This window comes from Streptomyces sp. NPDC007157 (genome assembly GCF_040634235.1).
In the GTDB taxonomy this organism is placed as follows: domain Bacteria; phylum Actinomycetota; class Actinomycetes; order Streptomycetales; family Streptomycetaceae; genus Streptomyces.
The window spans coordinates 109766-124949 of record NZ_JBEYFE010000018.1 but is presented as its reverse complement, the minus strand read 5'-3'; the positions used below and the strand labels follow the sequence as shown (position 1 = coordinate 124949).

Below are 15184 nucleotides of genomic sequence, written 5' to 3'. Positions count from 1 at the left end.
CCAACGGGGACGGCCCGCGCCGCACGCACCGGCGTCCCCGCCGGGTGCGGGTCGGACGGGAACCTCGCGGAACCCGGGTACGAGGGGTTCCGGCCGCCCGCCGGGCCGGGCACTGTGAGAGGACACGGTTCCCTGTCCTAGGCGGTGGCGGGCACATGGCACTGGGTACGGCGACGGCCCCGTACGAGCTGCGCTTCGACGCCGGGCGGATCTGCCTGGATCTGCTGGCGACCACGCATCCCGGCGAACGGCTCGACGCGCTCGAGCCGTTGCGCGCCTGGATCACCGGCTCCGGGCTCGTCCCGCCGGGCACCCCGCTGGCCCACGCCGACACCGGCTGGCTGGTCGCGTTCCGTGAACTGAGGGGACACGTGGCTCAGTTGGTGCGCGAACGGAACGCGGGCCGGAACGGGGTCCGCAGCAACACCCGCCCCCGGTCGTACGACTTCGCGCTCGCCGGCGTCAACGACCTCGCCCGCGCCGCCGCACCGCCGGCCCCGCGTGCCGTACCCGGCGCGGACGGGTTCCTGGTGCGGGAGTTGGCGGGCCCGCCCGAGTGCGCCGCGCTGCTCGCGGCCGTCGCCCGGGACGCCGTGGAACTGCTCACCGACCCCGTCGCACGGGCGGCCGTCCGGGAGTGCGAGGGCGACAACTGCCCCATCGTCTACCTGGACACCTCCCGCGGACGCAGACGCCGCTGGTGCTCCAGCGAAATCTGCGGCAACCGCGAACGAGTAGCCCGCCACCGCCGCCGCGCAGCCCTCGCCCGAGCATGACCGCCGAGCGGTCCTCGCCCGCCGGGTCTCCTCAACCTCCGTCCCTTTTGCGGTGTCTGCCGGATCTTCATCGAAGCTCCCCGAAAGTGATTTCGACAACATTCGGTTTGTCCGTGGCAACCCCCGGGCACCGCTCGGCCGTTCGACGATGTGTCGGAAATGTAAAGATCACGCGGTGGGAATGTGGGGTCATGTCCCGCTCGTCATGTCACCTCGCGGAAAAATGTGAGGTCTTGTTGAACACACCGCGAGCCACTTCCGTACCGGTGGGGGAGCGACCGACTGGGGGAACCCCCGGACACCGGAGGTGGGCGTGCGCAAGGATGCGGCCGTGGCCAATGAACGTGGATCGAGGGCCCGACATCGCATGTCCCAGCCCTCGGAGCCTGATGAGGAGCTGATGCGTGCCCTCTACCGAGAGCACGCCGGACCTCTCCTTGCGTATGTCCTTCGGCTGGTCGCCGGTGATCGGCAACGCGCCGAGGACGTCGTGCAAGAGACACTCATCCGTGCCTGGAAGAACGCCGGCCAGCTCAATCGAGCGACCGGATCGGTACGCCCCTGGCTGGTGACGGTCGCTCGCCGCATCGTCATCGACGGTCACCGCAGCCGGCAGGCCCGGCCGCAGGAGGTCGATCCGTCACCGCTGGAGGTCATCCCCGCGGAGGACGAGATCGACAAGGCGCTGTGGCTGATGACGCTGTCCGACGCGCTCGACGACCTGACCCCGGCCCACCGGGAGGTGCTCGTCGAGACGTATTTCAAGGGGCGTACCGTCAACGAGGCGGCCGAAACGCTGGGTATACCCAGCGGCACCGTGCGCTCACGGGTGTTCTATGCCCTGCGGTCCATGAAGCTGGCACTGGAGGAGCGGGGGGTGACGGCGTGATGAGTGTGTACGGGGGACACGGCGGGTTCGGCACAGGTGGTTCGGGTATGTCTGGTGCTATGCAGGAATCTCCGGTTCCCAATGAGCACGAGACGGTCGGCGCGTATGCGCTGGGGATTCTCGATGACGCCGAGGCAACCGCTTTCGAGGCCCATCTGGCCGGGTGCGAGTGGTGCGCCCAGCAGCTCGACGAGCTGGCCGGAATGGAGCCCATGCTGGCGGCCCTGGCCGATCTGCCGGGTTCCGGAAGTACGCCGTCCATCGGCGAGTCGCTGTCCGCCAGGCCCAGCCCTCGGATGGTCGAGAAGCTGGTCGTGGAGGTCGCCGACAAGCGGAAGGTCCGCACCCGGCGCAGCCTCTTCGGTCTGGCGGCCTCGATCGTGCTGATCGCCGGCGGCACCGCGGCCGGCGTGGCGCTGAGCGGCTCGGACAGCGGCGGCGGCACGGACATGGCCATGGGGCCGGCCCAGACGGCCTTCCAGACGATGTCCGACAAGAAGACGGCCACGGACCCGGCGACCCACGTCACCGCGACCGTCGCCGTCGAGAAGAAGGACTGGGGCACCCATGCGGTCCTCCAGCTCAAGAACGTCGCCGGCCCGAAGAAGTGCTCGCTGATCGCCGTCGGCAAGAACGGCGAGCGCGAGACGGTGACCTCCTGGTCCGTTCCGACCTGGGGATACGGCATCACGGACGCCAAGTCGGAGAAGGCCAAGGAGCCCCTCTACGTACACGGCGGCGCGGCCTTCGCCCCCAATCAGATCGACCACTTCGAAGTCATGACGTTCGACGGCAAGAAGCTGGTCTCGGTCAGCGCGTAGCTTCAGCGGGCCCCCTTCGCGTACGGTTGACGGCTGCCCAGCACGTCAGAAGGGGGCCCGGTGGCCGCTCAGGCTCAACAATCCGCGGTCGGCCCTCACGGCTCGGAACAGGACTCCGTTCAGGACTCCGTTCGGGACCGTGAGATCAGCGTCGAACAGGAACACCTCGACCGGGTGTACCAGCGCCTCGAGGAGAAGATCCACGAGGCCGAATTCCTCATGAACGACGCGGCCAAGCGCGGCCAGGTGGGTACGCCCGGCGCGCTCGCCGAGCGGGACGCGCAGGTGTTCCGCGCGGGCGTCCACCTCAACCGGCTCAACAACGAGTTCGAGGACTTCCTCTTCGGCCGGATCGACCTGCTCCTCGGCAAGGACGGCAAGAAGGGCCCGGACGGCGCCTACACCGCCGTGGAGCCCGCCGAGGGCGCGGTCCGCGCGGACCACACCGCCGACATCGCCGAGACCCTGCACATCGGCCGGATCGGTGTCCTCGACCAGGACTACTCCCCGCTGGTCATCGACTGGCGGGCGCCGGCCGCCGCGCCGTTCTACAGGTCCACTCCGGTGGATCCCGGGCGTGTCGTACGACGTCGGGTGATCCGCTCCAAGGGCCGCCGGGTCCTCGGGGTCGAGGACGACCTGATGCGCCCGGAGCTGACCGCCTTCCTCGACGGCGACACCCTGCCCGTCATCGGCGACGGCGCCCTGATGGCCGCCCTCGGCCAGGCCCGTACCCACTCCATGCGGGACATCGTCGCCTCCATCCAGGCCGAGCAGGACCTGGTCATCCGCGCCCCCGCCGCCTCCGTCACCTACGTCGAGGGCGGCCCCGGGACCGGCAAGACGGCCGTGGCGCTGCACCGCGCCGCCTACCTGCTCTACCAGGACCGGCGCCGGTACGCGGGCGGCATCCTGATCGTCTCCCCGACTCCGCTGCTGGTCGCGTACACCGAGGGCGTGCTCCCGTCCCTCGGCGAGGAGGGCCAGGTCGCCATCCGCGCCATCGGCTCACTCGTCGACGGCGCCGAGGCCACCCTGTACGACACGCCGGCCAACGCCCGCGCCAAGGGCTCCTCCCGGATGCTCCGGGTGCTGCGGAAGGCCGCCCGCGGGGCCCTGGAGGCGAACGATTCCCCGAGCCGGCTCAGAGTCGTCGCCTTCGGCCGCCGCCTGGAGCTGGAGGCCGAGGAACTCGACCGCATCAGACACAACGCGCTCGGTGGCACGGCCCCCGTCAACCTGCTGCGGCCCCGCGCCCGCAGGCTCCTGCTGGACGCCCTGTGGGCCCGCTCCGGCGCGGCCGGCCGGCACAGCGACCCGGAGCTGGCCGCCGAACTGCGCTCCTCCTTCGACGAGGACATCGTCACGGAGGACTCCTTCATCGGGTTCCTCGACGCCTGGTGGCCCGAGCTGACCCCGCGGGCGGTCCTCACCGCGATGGCCGACGAGCGCCGCCTCGGCCGCTGGGCCCGCCGCATCCTCAACCCCGGCGAGGTCCGCAGGGTCGCCCGCTCCCTGCGCCGGGACGGCCACTCCGTGCACGACGTCGCCATGCTCGACGAACTCGAGGCCATCCTCGGCGCGCCGGTCCGCCCCCGCAAGAAGCGCGAGCTGGACCCGCTGGACCAGCTCACCGGCCTGGAGGAGCTGATGCCGACGCGCGAGGAGTCCCAGCGCGAGCGTGCCGAGCGGCTCGCCCAGGAGCGCGTCGAGTACGCCCACGTCATCGTCGACGAGGCGCAGGACCTCACCCCCATGCAGTGGCGGATGGTCGGCCGCCGCGGCCGGCACGCCACCTGGACGGTGGTCGGCGACCCCGCCCAGTCCTCCTGGTCCGACCCGGACGAGGCGGCCGAGGCGCGGGACGAGGCCCTCGGCAGCCGTCCGCGCCGCCGCTTCGAGCTCACCGTGAACTACCGCAACCCGGCGGAGATCGCCGAGCTCGCGGCCAGGGTGCTGGCCCTCGCCATGCCCGGCTCCAAGTCGCCCTCGGCGGTCCGCTCCACCGGGGTCGAGCCGCGTTTCGTGGTGGCGGACAACGGACACGGCGCGGTCGCCCGCGACTCGCTGGAGAAGACCGTCCGGGCGGCGGCCGAGCAGCTTCTCGACCGGGTCGACGGCACGGTCGGCGTGGTGGTGGCCATGGACCGGCGCGCCGAGGCCGCCCGCTGGCTCGCCGGGCTCGGCGACCGGGTGGTGGCCCTGGGCAGCCTGGAGGCCAAGGGCCTGGAGTACGACGCGACGGTCGTCGTGTCGCCCGCCGAGATCGCCGACGAGTCCCCGGCCGGGCTGCGCGTGCTCTACGTGGCCCTCACCCGGGCGACCCAGCAGCTCACGGTGGTCTCCGGGGAGCGGGACGAACCGGACGCGGCCGGGGTGCCGGACCTGCTCAGGGAGTGAGTACGGGGCCGTTCGGCTGGAGGTTTCCTGTGAAGTCCGCGGACGGGAATGGTCGTACGGGATCTGTTTGTTAGCCTTGTCGTGACACCGGCTCGATCCAAGCCCCCGGGCCCAACCTTCGTCGCTACGAGCGACCACTTGCCGCGAGGCGAGCATGGCGGGCCGGTGTCATGAACGTCGAAGAGGCCCGCATCACGATGTGATGTGGGCCTCTTTTCCGTGCGAACAATAGGCACGAAACCAGGCCCCGCTAACGCCTACCCGGCGGTAGGTGCGACGATCGGACGGCAGAACTCGCTACACGGTGAAACGAAGGAAGTCGGCCATGGCAACGGCGCCCAGCGTCTCCTACTCGATGACCATCCGGCTGGAGGTGCCCGCGAGCGGAACCGCCGTCTCGCAGCTCACCACCGCCGTGGAGTCCTCCGGAGGCTCGGTCACCGGCCTCGACGTCACCGCGTCCGGCCACGAGAAGCTCCGTATCGACGTCACCATCGCGGCCAGTTCGACCGCCCACGCCGACCAGATCGTCGGGCAGCTCCGCGAGATCGAGGGCGTCACCCTCGGCAAGGTCTCGGACCGTACGTTCCTCATGCACCTCGGCGGCAAGATCGAGATGCAGTCCAAGCACCCCATCCGCAACCGTGACGACCTCTCCATGATCTACACCCCGGGCGTGGCCCGCGTGTGCATGGCGATCGCGGAGAACCCCGAGGACGCGCGCCGCCTCACCATCAAGCGCAACTCCGTTGCGGTCGTGACGGACGGCTCGGCGGTCCTGGGCCTCGGCAACATCGGCCCGAAGGCCGCGCTGCCCGTCATGGAGGGCAAGGCGGCCCTCTTCAAGCGGTTCGCCGGCATCGACGCCTGGCCGCTGTGCCTGGACACCCAGGACACCGACGCGATCGTCGAGATCGTCAAGGCGATCGCCCCCGGGTTCGCCGGCATCAACCTGGAGGACATCTCCGCGCCGCGCTGCTTCGAGATCGAGGCCCGCCTGCGCGAGGCCCTCGACATCCCCGTCTTCCACGACGACCAGCACGGAACCGCGATCGTCGTCCTCGCCGCCCTGACCAACGCACTTCGCTGCACCGGCAAGGCGATCGAGAACATCCGGGTCGTCATGTCCGGCGCCGGCGCGGCCGGTACGGCCATCCTCAAGCTGCTGATCGCGGCCGGCGTGAAGAACGCCGTCGTCGCCGACATCCGCGGTGTCGTGCACTCCGCCCGCGAGGACCTGGTGGAGGCACCGGCCGACTCGCCGCTGCGCTGGATCGCCGACAACACCAACCCCGAGGACCTCACCGGCACGCTCAAGGAGGCCGTGCGGGGCGCGGACGTCTTCATCGGCGTCTCGGCCCCGAACGTCCTCGACGGCGACGACGTGGCCGCCATGGCCGACGACGCGATCGTGTTCGCACTCGCGAACCCGGACCCCGAGGTGGACCCGGCGATCGCCCGCCAGACGGCCGCCGTGGTGGCCACCGGCCGCTCCGACTTCCCCAACCAGATCAACAACGTGCTGGTCTTCCCGGGCGTCTTCCGCGGCCTCCTGGACGCGCAGTCCCGGACCGTGAACACGGACATGATGCTGGCGGCCGCGAAGGCCCTCGCCGACGTGGTCACCCAGGACGAGCTGAACCCGAACTACATCATTCCGAGCGTCTTCAACGAGAAGGTCGCGGGAGCGGTGGCGGGCGCGGTGCGGGAAGCCGCGAAGGGCGCCTGAAAACACCCTCGTCGGAAGCGCCCCGAAAGGGGCGCGGGGCTGTGTCGAGGTGCGGCTACCGCCGCGTGGGCGCGGGCAACCCCCAACCCGCCGGGCCGGCACCCGAAACGCGACGCGCCCGCATGATTGCAGGGGTCTGGGGGCAGCAGCCCCCAGTAAACGTCTGTGAAACTTGCCACGCCATCCGATCGGCGCGTCGTGAAACCCCCCCTTCGGCCCCCCCGTAGGGTATGGGCGGCAACGGATTGGCGTTCCCGCCGCAGGTGGGGGCAGGATGCGTCCCGGCCCAACATGCGGCTCCGCCGCGTGGCACGCCTCCATGGCAAGAAGAACACGGGAGTAACAACATGAACCGCAGTGAGCTGGTGGCCGCGCTGGCCGACCGTGCCGAGGTGACTCGCAAGGACGCCGACGCCGTGCTGGCCGCGTTCGCCGACGTCGTCGGCGACATCGTCTCCAAGGGCGACGAGAAGGTCACCATCCCCGGCTTCCTGACCTTCGAGCGCACCCACCGTGCCGCTCGCACCGCGCGCAACCCGCAGACCGGCGAGCCGATCAACATCCCCGCCGGCTACAGCGTGAAGGTCTCCGCGGGCTCGAAGCTGAAGGAATCCGCGAAGGGCAAGTGACCTTGCCTTCCGTAGGCCACGGGACGGCGTACGGCGTGTAACACGACGATGGGGCGGCCCCTCCACCAGGGGCCGCCCCATCGTCGTACCGGCTGTGCGGGCGTCAGCCGAGCGCCTTGCCCGGCAGTTCCACCTTCGCGCCGAGCTCCACGAGCTTCTCCATGAAGTTCTCGTAGCCGCGGTTGATGAGCTCGATGCCGTGGACCCGGGACGTGCCCTGGGCCGCGAGGGCCGCGATCAGGTACGAGAAGCCGCCGCGCAGGTCGGGGATGACCAGGTCGGCGCCCTGGAGCCGGGTCGGCCCGGAGACGACCGCGGAGTGCAGGAAGTTGCGCTGGCCGAAGCGGCAGGCCGAGCCGCCCAGGCACTCGCGGTAGAGCTGGATGTGCGCACCCATCTGGTTCAGCGCCGAGGTGAAGCCGAGCCGCGACTCGTACACCGTCTCGTGCACGATCGACAGGCCCGTCGCCTGGGTCAGGGCGACCACCAGCGGCTGCTGCCAGTCGGTCTGGAAGCCGGGGTGCACGTCCGTCTCCAGGGCGATCGACTTCAGCTGGCCGCCCGGGTGCCAGAAGCGGATGCCCTCGTCGTCGATCTCGAAGGCACCGCCCACCTTGCGGTAGGTGTTCAGGAACGTCATCATCGAGCGCTGCTGGGCGCCCTTGACGTAGATGTTGCCCTCGGTCGCCAGCGCCGCCGACGCCCAGGACGCGGCCTCCAGGCGGTCCGGGAGGGCGCCGTGGTTGTAGCCGCCGAGTTCGTCCACACCGGTGATGCGGATGGTCCGGTCGGTGTCCATCGCGATGATCGCGCCCATCTTCTGCAGCACGCAGATGAGGTCCTCGATCTCCGGCTCGACGGCCGCGTTGGACAACTCCGTGACGCCCTCGGCGAGTACGGCCGTCAGCAGCACCTGCTCGGTCGCGCCGACGGACGGGTACGGCAGCCGGATCTTCGTACCGCGCAGGCGGGTCGGCGCCTCCAGGTACTGCCCGTCGGCCCGCTTCTCGATGGTCGCGCCGAACTGCCGCAGCACGTCGAAGTGGAAGTCGATGGGCCGGCCGCCGATGTCGCAGCCGCCCAGACCGGGGATGAAGGCGTGCCCGAGCCGGTGCAGCAGCGGGCCGCAGAACAGGATCGGGATACGGCTCGAACCCGCGTGGGCATCGATGTCAGCGACGTTCGCGCTCTCCACGTACGTCGGATCCAGCACCAGCTCGCCGGGCTCCTCACCCGGACGGACCGTCACCCCGTGCAACTGGAGCAGGCCGCGTACGACACGCACGTCACGGATGTCCGGAACGTTGCGCAGCCGACTCGGCGCACTGCCCAGCAGGGCGGCGACCATGGCCTTCGGTACGAGGTTCTTCGCACCGCGGACCCGGATCTCGCCCTCCAGCGGGGTGCCGCCGTGGACAAGCAGGACATCGTCGTTGACGGTCATGGATCTCGCGTTCCGTGGAGTGGGGCAGGGCCGGAGAGACAGAGTAATCGCCCATCGGCCCCCCGCCGTAAGCCCAAGGACCGCCCAGCTACGTCATAGCTGTGTCACAACACGAACGGTTCCCCGTCGGGCACATGGGGTCACCGTCCGTCGTCGTGCGCCGGGGGATGCTTCCTTCCCCCCTGAGCTGCATTCACTCCCACACCCCTGTTGGCTCCCCACACGAGGCGAAGATGCGGGATCATGTCAGGCATGACCGAGGTGTCCTCGCTCACAGGGCGGCTGCTCGTGGCCACGCCCGCCCTGGCGGATCCGAACTTCGACCGCGCGGTGGTGCTCCTTCTCGACCACGACGAGGAGGGCTCCCTCGGTGTCGTCCTCAACCGTCCCACCCCGGTGGACGTCCGGGACATCCTGGAGGGCTGGGCCGCTCTCGCCGGCGAGCCCGGGGTCGTCTTCCAGGGCGGCCCGGTGTCGTTGGACTCCGCGCTCGGCGTCGCGGTCATCCCGGGCGGCGGCAACGGCGACCGGGCCCCGCTCGGCTGGCGCCGGGTGCACGGCGCGATCGGCCTGGTCGACCTGGAGGCCCCGCCGGAGCTGCTCGCCTCGGCCCTCGGCTCCCTGCGGATCTTCGCCGGTTACGCCGGCTGGGGCCCCGGCCAACTGGAGGACGAACTGGTCGAGGGTGCCTGGTACGTCGTCGAGTCGGAGCCCGGCGACGTCTCCTCGCCGTCCCCCGAGAGACTCTGGCGCGAGGTGCTCCGCCGCCAGCGCAACGAGCTGGCGATGGTGGCGACCTACCCGGACGACGCCTCGCTCAACTGACAGTGGGCCTTGTCTCAACCGTTGCCCGGGCGCTTCAGTACCCTTGGGCCTTATGAGCACTCTTGAGCCCGAGCGCGGGACTGGTACGGGGACCCTCGTAGAGCCGACGCCACAGGTGTCCCACGGCGACGGCGACCACGAGCGCTTCGCCCACTACGTCCAGAAGGACAAGATCATGGCGAGCGCCCTCGACGGCACCCCCGTCGTGGCGCTGTGCGGCAAGGTGTGGGTACCGGGCCGCGACCCGAAGAAGTACCCCGTGTGCCCCATGTGCAAGGAGATCTACGACTCCATGGGCAGCGGCGGCGACGGCGAGGGCGGCAAGGACAAGTAACACCCCCGGATCTTCCGAGGCCCCGGGCGCGCTTTGGCGTGCTCCGGGGCCTTTGTCGTACCCGCGCGTTGCACAGGGTGCGTCCGCCGGTCACAGAGTGGTCGAGACCTCTTGTCGGCATGTTCATGTTGTCCCTACCCTCCGTGGTGTTGTGCAGAGCGAAACCGCCGTTGCATATGTTGCAACGAACGCGGTGTGTGCAGTGCCTTGAACGCTTACGCTTCAGCGCGCCCCGGAGGGTCACTCCATGAAGCTCCCCGTCCCCGCATTCCTCGTCGCCGCCCTGTTCCTGGCGGCCTGCGCCCCGCAGACCTCCTCCAACTCCGCATCCGACAAGGACGACAAGAGCGGCACCCTGCGGGTGTGGCTCTTCCAGGAGGTCGGCAACGACCCCAAGCAGAAGGTCGTCGACTCGGTCGTCGCCGACTTCGAGAAGGCGCACTCCGGCACCGAGGTCGACGTGGAGTACATCCCGGTCGACACGCGCGCGCAGCGCGTCAAGGCCGCGTTCAACGACCCCAAGTCGGCTCCGGACGTCATGGAGTACGGCAACACCGACACCGCCGGTTACGTACGGGACGGCGGACTGCTCGACGTCACCAAGGACTTCGACGCGTGGCCGGAGGCCAAGGACACCGATCCGACCGCCCGCCAGTCGGTCACCGTCGCCGGCAAGGTCTACGGCGCCCCCTTCTACGTCGGCGTCCGCGCCCTCTACTACCGCACGGACGTCTTCAGGGAACTCGGCCTCAAGCCCCCGACGACCCTGGCCGGGCTGGCCGCCACGGCCCGCGCCGTCCGCAAGGCGAAGCCCGACCTGTACGGCCTGGTCGTCGGCGGTGCCTACACCTACGGCGCGATGCCCTTCATCTGGGCCGCCGGCGGCGACCTCGCCACCGCCAAGGGCGGCTCGTACACCTCGGCGATCGACAGTGCGGCCGCCCAGAAGGGCATCAAGGCCTACACGTCACTCTTCGGCGACGACAACTGCCCGGCCGCCAAGTGCGCCGGCTTCGGCGGCAACGACACGGTCACCGCGTTCGCGGCCGGCAAGGCGGCCATGGCGATCGGGGGCGACTTCAGCCATGCGGCCGTGGAGGCGGGCGCGGTCAAGGGCAAGTACGCGGTGGTGCCGCTGCCGGGGGCCACGGCCGGATCCGTCGCGCCGGCCTTCGCGGGCGGCAACAACATCGGGGTGCTGAAGAGCACGACCCATCGCACGACGGCCGTCGAACTGATGGAGGCGTTGGCCTCGAAGAAGACACAGGCCGCGCTCTTCGATGCGATGGGGTTCCTGCCCACGTTCAAGGACGTGCGGGACCGGGCGGCGGCGAAGGAGCCGTTCGTGAAGCCGTTCGTGCGGACGCTGGCCGCGGGGACGAAGTTCGTGCCGGCTTCCGCCGGGTGGTCGCAGATCGACTCGTCGCTGGTGCTGCCGACGATGTTCCAGGAGGTCATCAGCGGCAAGAAGAGTGTGGGGGCGGCTTCGGGGGAGGCGGCGGAGAAGATGGACGCGGCGTTCGGCTCCGCCGGATGACGCCGAATGCGGTGGTGGGTGCGGAGCGTGGGCAGGTGCGGGCGCGCCGTGGCCGGTCGCGCAGTTCCCCGCGCTCCTTGGCAAGTTGGGGTGTGCCTTGGCTCTATCTCGCGCCCGCTCTCGTGGTTCTCGGGGGGTTGCTGCTCTACCCCGTCTACCAGCTCGGGCTGATCTCCGTCTTCCGGTACACCCAGGCGCAGGTCAGTGGCGGTGAACCGACCGCCTTCGTGGGACTGGGCAACTACTCGGACGTCTTCGCCGACGACCAGTTCTGGTCGGTCCTGCTGGCCACCGTCGGCTTCGCCGCCGCCTGTGTCGTGTCGACGCTCGCCGTCGGGTGTGCGCTGGCGGTGTTGCTCACGCGGGTGCGTGCGGTGCCGCGGATGGCGTTGATGCTGGCCGGGCTCGGGGCCTGGGCGACCCCCGCGGTCACCGGGTCGACCGTCTGGCTGTTCCTCTTCGACCCGGACTTCGGGCCCGTCAACCGCGTCCTCGGGCTCGGTGACCACTCCTGGACGTACGGGCGGTACAGCGCCTTCCTCCTCGTGCTGCTCGAAGTGGTCTGGTGCTCCTTCCCGTTCGTCATGGTCACCGTGTACGCCGGGATCCGCGCCGTACCGTCCGAGGTGCTGGAGGCCGCCGCGCTGGACGGCGCCTCGCAGTGGCGGATCTGGCGGTCCGTGCTGGCGCCGATGCTCCGGCCGATCCTCATGGTCGTCACCATCCAGTCGGTGATCTGGGACTTCAAGATCTTCACGCAGATCTATGTGATGACCGGCGGGGGCGGGATCGCGGGCCAGAACCTGGTGCTCAACGTGTACGCCTATCAGCAGGCCTTCGCCTCCTCGCAGTACGGGCTCGGCGCCGCCATCGGCGTGGTGACGCTGCTGGTCCTGCTCGGGGTGACCCTCGGCTATCTGCGGCTGCTGCGCCGGCAGGGGGAGGAGCTGTGACCTTCGTGAATCCTGTGCGCGGGTTCGTACGTCGGCCGGGGCGGCTGGCCGCCGAGGCGGCGGCGCTGGCGATCGCCGTCGTGGTCGCCTTTCCGCTGTACTGGATGGTGCTGGGCGCCTTCAAGCCGGCCGGTGAGATCGAGTCCGACCGGCCCCGGCCATGGACTCTCGCGCCCTCCGCGGACTCCTTCCGGCGGGTCTTCGGACAGCAGGAATTCGGCCGCTACTTCGTCAACAGCCTTGTCGTCGCGGGCAGTGTGGTCATCGTCTCGGCGCTGATCGCCTTTCTCGCCGCGACCGCCGTGACACGATTCCGGTTCCGCTTCCGGACCACCCTGTTGATCATGTTTCTGGTGGCCCAGATGGTCCCCGTGGAGGCCCTCACCATCCCCTTGTTCTTCCAGATGCGGGACTTCGGTCTGCTGAACACGCTGGGCTCGCTGATCCTGCCCCACATCGCCTTCTCGCTGCCCTTCGCGATCTGGATGCTGCGGGGGTTCGTGAAAGGGGTGCCTCAGGCGCTGGAGGAGGCCGCCCACATCGACGGGGCGAGCCGGTCGCGCTTTCTCTGGCAGATCCTTTTCCCGCTCGTGCTGCCGGGTCTGGTGGCCACGAGCGTGTTTTCCTTCATCTCCGCCTGGAACGACTTCCTCTTCGCCAAGTCCTTCATCATCAGCGACACTTCGCAGTCCACGCTGCCGATGGCGCTGCTGGTGTTCTTCAAGCCCGACGACCCGGACTGGGGCGGGGTCATGGCGGCCTCCACGGTGATGACGATTCCGGTGCTGGTGTTCTTCGTACTCGTACAGCGACGGCTGGTCTCCGGACTGGGCGGAGCGGTCAAGGACTGACATGACTTCCGAAGTGGATCTGATTCCGGCGCCGCGCGCGATCGAGGGGCCGATGCGGTGCGGTGTCCTGCTGGACGCGGACACCACCCTGTGGGCCGCCCCGGGCACCGAGGGGACCGAACGCTGGCTGCGCTCGACTCTCGGTGCGGCCCTCGGGCTGCCGCTGCGGCCCGGCACCGAGGACGCCCGTGACTGCGTACGGCTGTACCTGGACGACTCGCTGGAGCCCGAGGCGTACCGGCTGAGCGTGATCGTCAACCGGGGGGTCGAGATCCGCGGCGGCGGTCCGGCCGGAGTCTTCTGGGGCGCCCAGACGCTGCGCCAGCTGCTGGGGCCGGACGCCTTCCGCCGTGCGCCCGTGCGCCCCGGGATCCGGTACGGAATCCCGCACCAGATCGTCGAGGACGCCCCCCGATTCCGCTGGCGCGGCCTCATGCTCGACGTCGCCCGGCACTTCATGCCCAAGGAAGGCGTCCTGCGCTACCTGGATCTCATGGCCGCGCACAAACTCAACGTCTTCCACTTCCATCTGACGGACGACCAGGGCTGGCGCATCCAGATCGAGCGCCACCCCCGGCTCACCGAGGTCGGCTCCTGGCGGGCCCGCACGAAATTCGGCCACCGCGCCTCACCGCTGTGGGAGGAGAAGCCGCACGGCGGCCACTACACCCCGGACGACATCCGGGAGATCGTCGCCTACGCGGCCGAGCGGCATATCACGGTCGTCCCCGAAATCGACGTGCCCGGCCACTCGCAGGCCGCCATCGCCGCGTATCCGGAACTCGGCAACACCGACGTCATCACTGCATCCAACGCAGGGGGCTCCGCCCTCTCGGTCTGGGACTCCTGGGGGATCTCTCCGAACGTACTCGCCCCCACCGACAACACCCTGCGCTTCTACGAGGGGGTGTTCGAGGAAGTGCTGGAGCTGTTCCCGGCCGATGCCGCCGAGTTCTCGGCGTTCATTCACATCGGCGGCGACGAATGCCCCAAGGACCAGTGGCGGGCCTCGCCGGCCGCCCAGGCGCGGATGAAGGAACTCGGGCTCGCCGACGAGGACGCGTTGCAGTCGTGGTTCATCGGTCACTTCGCCAAGTGGCTTTCCGCGCGCGGGCGCAGACCGATCGGCTGGGACGAGATCCTGGAGGGCGGGATCGCCGAGGGCGCGGCCGTGTCGTCGTGGCGCGGCTACGGCGGCGGGATCGCGGCCGCGCGGGCCGGGCACGACGTCGTCATGTGCCCCGAGCAGCATGTGTACCTGGACCACCGGCAGGCCGCCGGCCCGGACGAGCCCGTGCCGATCGGATACGTCCGCACCCTGGAGGACGTGTACCGGTTCGAGCCCGTTCCACCGGGCCTGGACACGTCCGAGGCGGCTCATGTGCTGGGCACCCAGGCCAACCTCTGGACCGAGGTGATGGAGGACCACGCGCGCGTGGACTACCAGGCCTTCCCCCGGCTCGCCGCCTTCGCCGAGGTCGCCTGGAGCGCCCTCCCGGCCCCGGGGGAACGGGACTTCGCCGGCTTCGAGCGCCGTATGGCCGCCCACTACCGGCGTCTCGACGCCCTGGGCGTGGCCTACCGCCCGCCGGCCGGCCCGCTGCCGTGGCAGCGGCGCCCCGGGGTGCCGGGCCGCCCGATCGACGGCCCGCCCCCGAAGCGCTAGCTCCCTTTCCCGGACCCTCCCAGGCCCCTTCCCGGAGCCTCCCGGTGCCCTCTCCGGCTTCCCCTCGCGGCTCCTCCGGCCCCGCTCCTCGCCCCGAACGCGGAGGGGAAAAAGACCCCAAGGGTCACCGAAGAGTGTCAATCGGTATGCACTGGCGATGGCGTACGAAAACGGACCAAGTGGCCGGTGAGGTGGGCGAATGCCTCCTAGCGGACCCGTGCGTTCGAGGCTTGCGAAGATGTGCCAGAGTTGCCACGTCCGCCCTGTGAGCACGTACCGTACGGCCACACAGGTGGGACCAGGTGGGGGCAGCGGGAAGGGGCAGCCGGT

At 70.0% G+C, this 15184-nt stretch carries 13 protein-coding genes; 12 read left to right on the top strand and 1 reads right to left on the bottom strand.

Going from position 1 to position 15184, the window contains the following annotated elements:
• The first annotated feature begins 155 nt into the window (after positions 1-155).
• The 6 genes from ABZ642_RS29615 to ABZ642_RS29590 all read left to right on the top strand — a co-directional run bounded on the left by ABZ642_RS29615 (position 156) and on the right by ABZ642_RS29590 (position 7244).
• Entirely contained in the window at positions 156-776 is a 621-nt protein-coding gene (locus ABZ642_RS29615; RefSeq protein WP_360489492.1) for an ABATE domain-containing protein, read from the top strand.
• Between the two features lie 367 nt (positions 777-1143).
• Entirely contained in the window at positions 1144-1665 is a 522-nt protein-coding gene (locus tag ABZ642_RS29610) for a sigma-70 family RNA polymerase sigma factor (protein WP_010039908.1), read from the top strand.
• Positions 1666-1724: 59 nt separating this feature from the next.
• Positions 1725-2486, top strand: coding sequence for a zf-HC2 domain-containing protein (locus tag ABZ642_RS29605; RefSeq protein WP_360489491.1), 762 nt, complete (start codon positions 1725-1727; stop codon positions 2484-2486).
• Between the two features lie 60 nt (positions 2487-2546).
• Positions 2547-4886 (top strand): UvrD-helicase domain-containing protein, encoded by a 2340-nt coding sequence (locus ABZ642_RS29600; protein ID WP_360489490.1) that lies wholly within the window; start codon positions 2547-2549, stop codon positions 4884-4886.
• A gap of 325 nt (positions 4887-5211) precedes the next feature.
• Positions 5212-6615: an NAD-dependent malic enzyme gene (locus ABZ642_RS29595; RefSeq protein ID WP_360489489.1), complete on the top strand. Its 1404-nt coding sequence runs from the start codon at positions 5212-5214 to the stop codon at positions 6613-6615.
• Positions 6616-6962: 347 nt separating this feature from the next.
• Positions 6963-7244, top strand: coding sequence for an HU family DNA-binding protein (locus ABZ642_RS29590; RefSeq protein ID WP_089106629.1), 282 nt, complete (start codon positions 6963-6965; stop codon positions 7242-7244).
• Between the two features lie 103 nt (positions 7245-7347).
• Here the strand turns inward: ABZ642_RS29590 and murA are convergent, their stop codons facing one another.
• Positions 7348-8688: a UDP-N-acetylglucosamine 1-carboxyvinyltransferase gene (gene murA / locus ABZ642_RS29585; protein ID WP_360489488.1), complete on the bottom strand. Its 1341-nt coding sequence runs from the start codon at positions 8686-8688 to the stop codon at positions 7348-7350.
• A gap of 252 nt (positions 8689-8940) precedes the next feature.
• On the opposite strand from murA, the gene ABZ642_RS29580 reads away from it, so the two are divergent.
• From ABZ642_RS29580 to ABZ642_RS29555, 6 genes are all read left to right on the top strand, one after another.
• Complete coding sequence (locus tag ABZ642_RS29580; protein ID WP_351701322.1) at positions 8941-9513, top strand: YqgE/AlgH family protein; 573 nt, start codon at positions 8941-8943, stop codon at positions 9511-9513.
• Between the two features lie 52 nt (positions 9514-9565).
• A complete protein-coding gene (locus tag ABZ642_RS29575; RefSeq protein ID WP_351701319.1) occupies positions 9566-9847 on the top strand; it encodes a DUF3039 domain-containing protein in 282 nt (93 codons plus the stop codon).
• Between the two features lie 247 nt (positions 9848-10094).
• Entirely contained in the window at positions 10095-11384 is a 1290-nt protein-coding gene (locus ABZ642_RS29570; RefSeq protein WP_360489487.1) for an extracellular solute-binding protein, read from the top strand.
• On the top strand, positions 11381-12337 hold the full coding sequence (locus ABZ642_RS29565) for a sugar ABC transporter permease (protein WP_360489486.1): 957 nt from the start codon (positions 11381-11383) through the stop codon (positions 12335-12337). Before ABZ642_RS29570 ends, ABZ642_RS29565 begins: the two co-directional genes overlap by 4 nt.
• A 5-nt stretch (positions 12338-12342) precedes the next feature.
• On the top strand, positions 12343-13188 hold the full coding sequence (locus ABZ642_RS29560; RefSeq protein ID WP_360489485.1) for a carbohydrate ABC transporter permease: 846 nt from the start codon (positions 12343-12345) through the stop codon (positions 13186-13188).
• Between the two features lies 1 nt (position 13189).
• Complete coding sequence (locus ABZ642_RS29555; RefSeq protein WP_360489484.1) at positions 13190-14854, top strand: beta-N-acetylhexosaminidase; 1665 nt, start codon at positions 13190-13192, stop codon at positions 14852-14854.
• Positions 14855-15184: the final 330 nt, after the last annotated feature.

Bases quoted from the DNA above. Each gene is read 5' to 3' on its own strand.
- ABZ642_RS29590 (WP_089106629.1), top strand. From the start codon at position 6,963: ATGAACCGCAGTGAGCTGGTGGCCGCGCTGGCCGACCGTGCCGAGGTG.
- ABZ642_RS29615 (WP_360489492.1), top strand. From the start codon at position 156: ATGGCACTGGGTACGGCGACGGCCCCGTACGAGCTGCGCTTCGACGCC.
- ABZ642_RS29575 (WP_351701319.1), top strand. From the start codon at position 9,566: ATGAGCACTCTTGAGCCCGAGCGCGGGACTGGTACGGGGACCCTCGTA.
- ABZ642_RS29605 (WP_360489491.1), top strand. From the start codon at position 1,725: ATGCAGGAATCTCCGGTTCCCAATGAGCACGAGACGGTCGGCGCGTAT.
- murA (WP_360489488.1), bottom strand. From the start codon at position 8,688: ATGACCGTCAACGACGATGTCCTGCTTGTCCACGGCGGCACCCCGCTG.
- ABZ642_RS29595 (WP_360489489.1), top strand. From the start codon at position 5,212: ATGGCAACGGCGCCCAGCGTCTCCTACTCGATGACCATCCGGCTGGAG.
- ABZ642_RS29570 (WP_360489487.1), top strand. From the start codon at position 10,095: ATGAAGCTCCCCGTCCCCGCATTCCTCGTCGCCGCCCTGTTCCTGGCG.
- ABZ642_RS29610 (WP_010039908.1), top strand. From the start codon at position 1,144: ATGTCCCAGCCCTCGGAGCCTGATGAGGAGCTGATGCGTGCCCTCTAC.
- ABZ642_RS29565 (WP_360489486.1), top strand. From the start codon at position 11,381: ATGACGCCGAATGCGGTGGTGGGTGCGGAGCGTGGGCAGGTGCGGGCG.
- ABZ642_RS29580 (WP_351701322.1), top strand. From the start codon at position 8,941: ATGACCGAGGTGTCCTCGCTCACAGGGCGGCTGCTCGTGGCCACGCCC.
- ABZ642_RS29555 (WP_360489484.1), top strand. From the start codon at position 13,190: ATGACTTCCGAAGTGGATCTGATTCCGGCGCCGCGCGCGATCGAGGGG.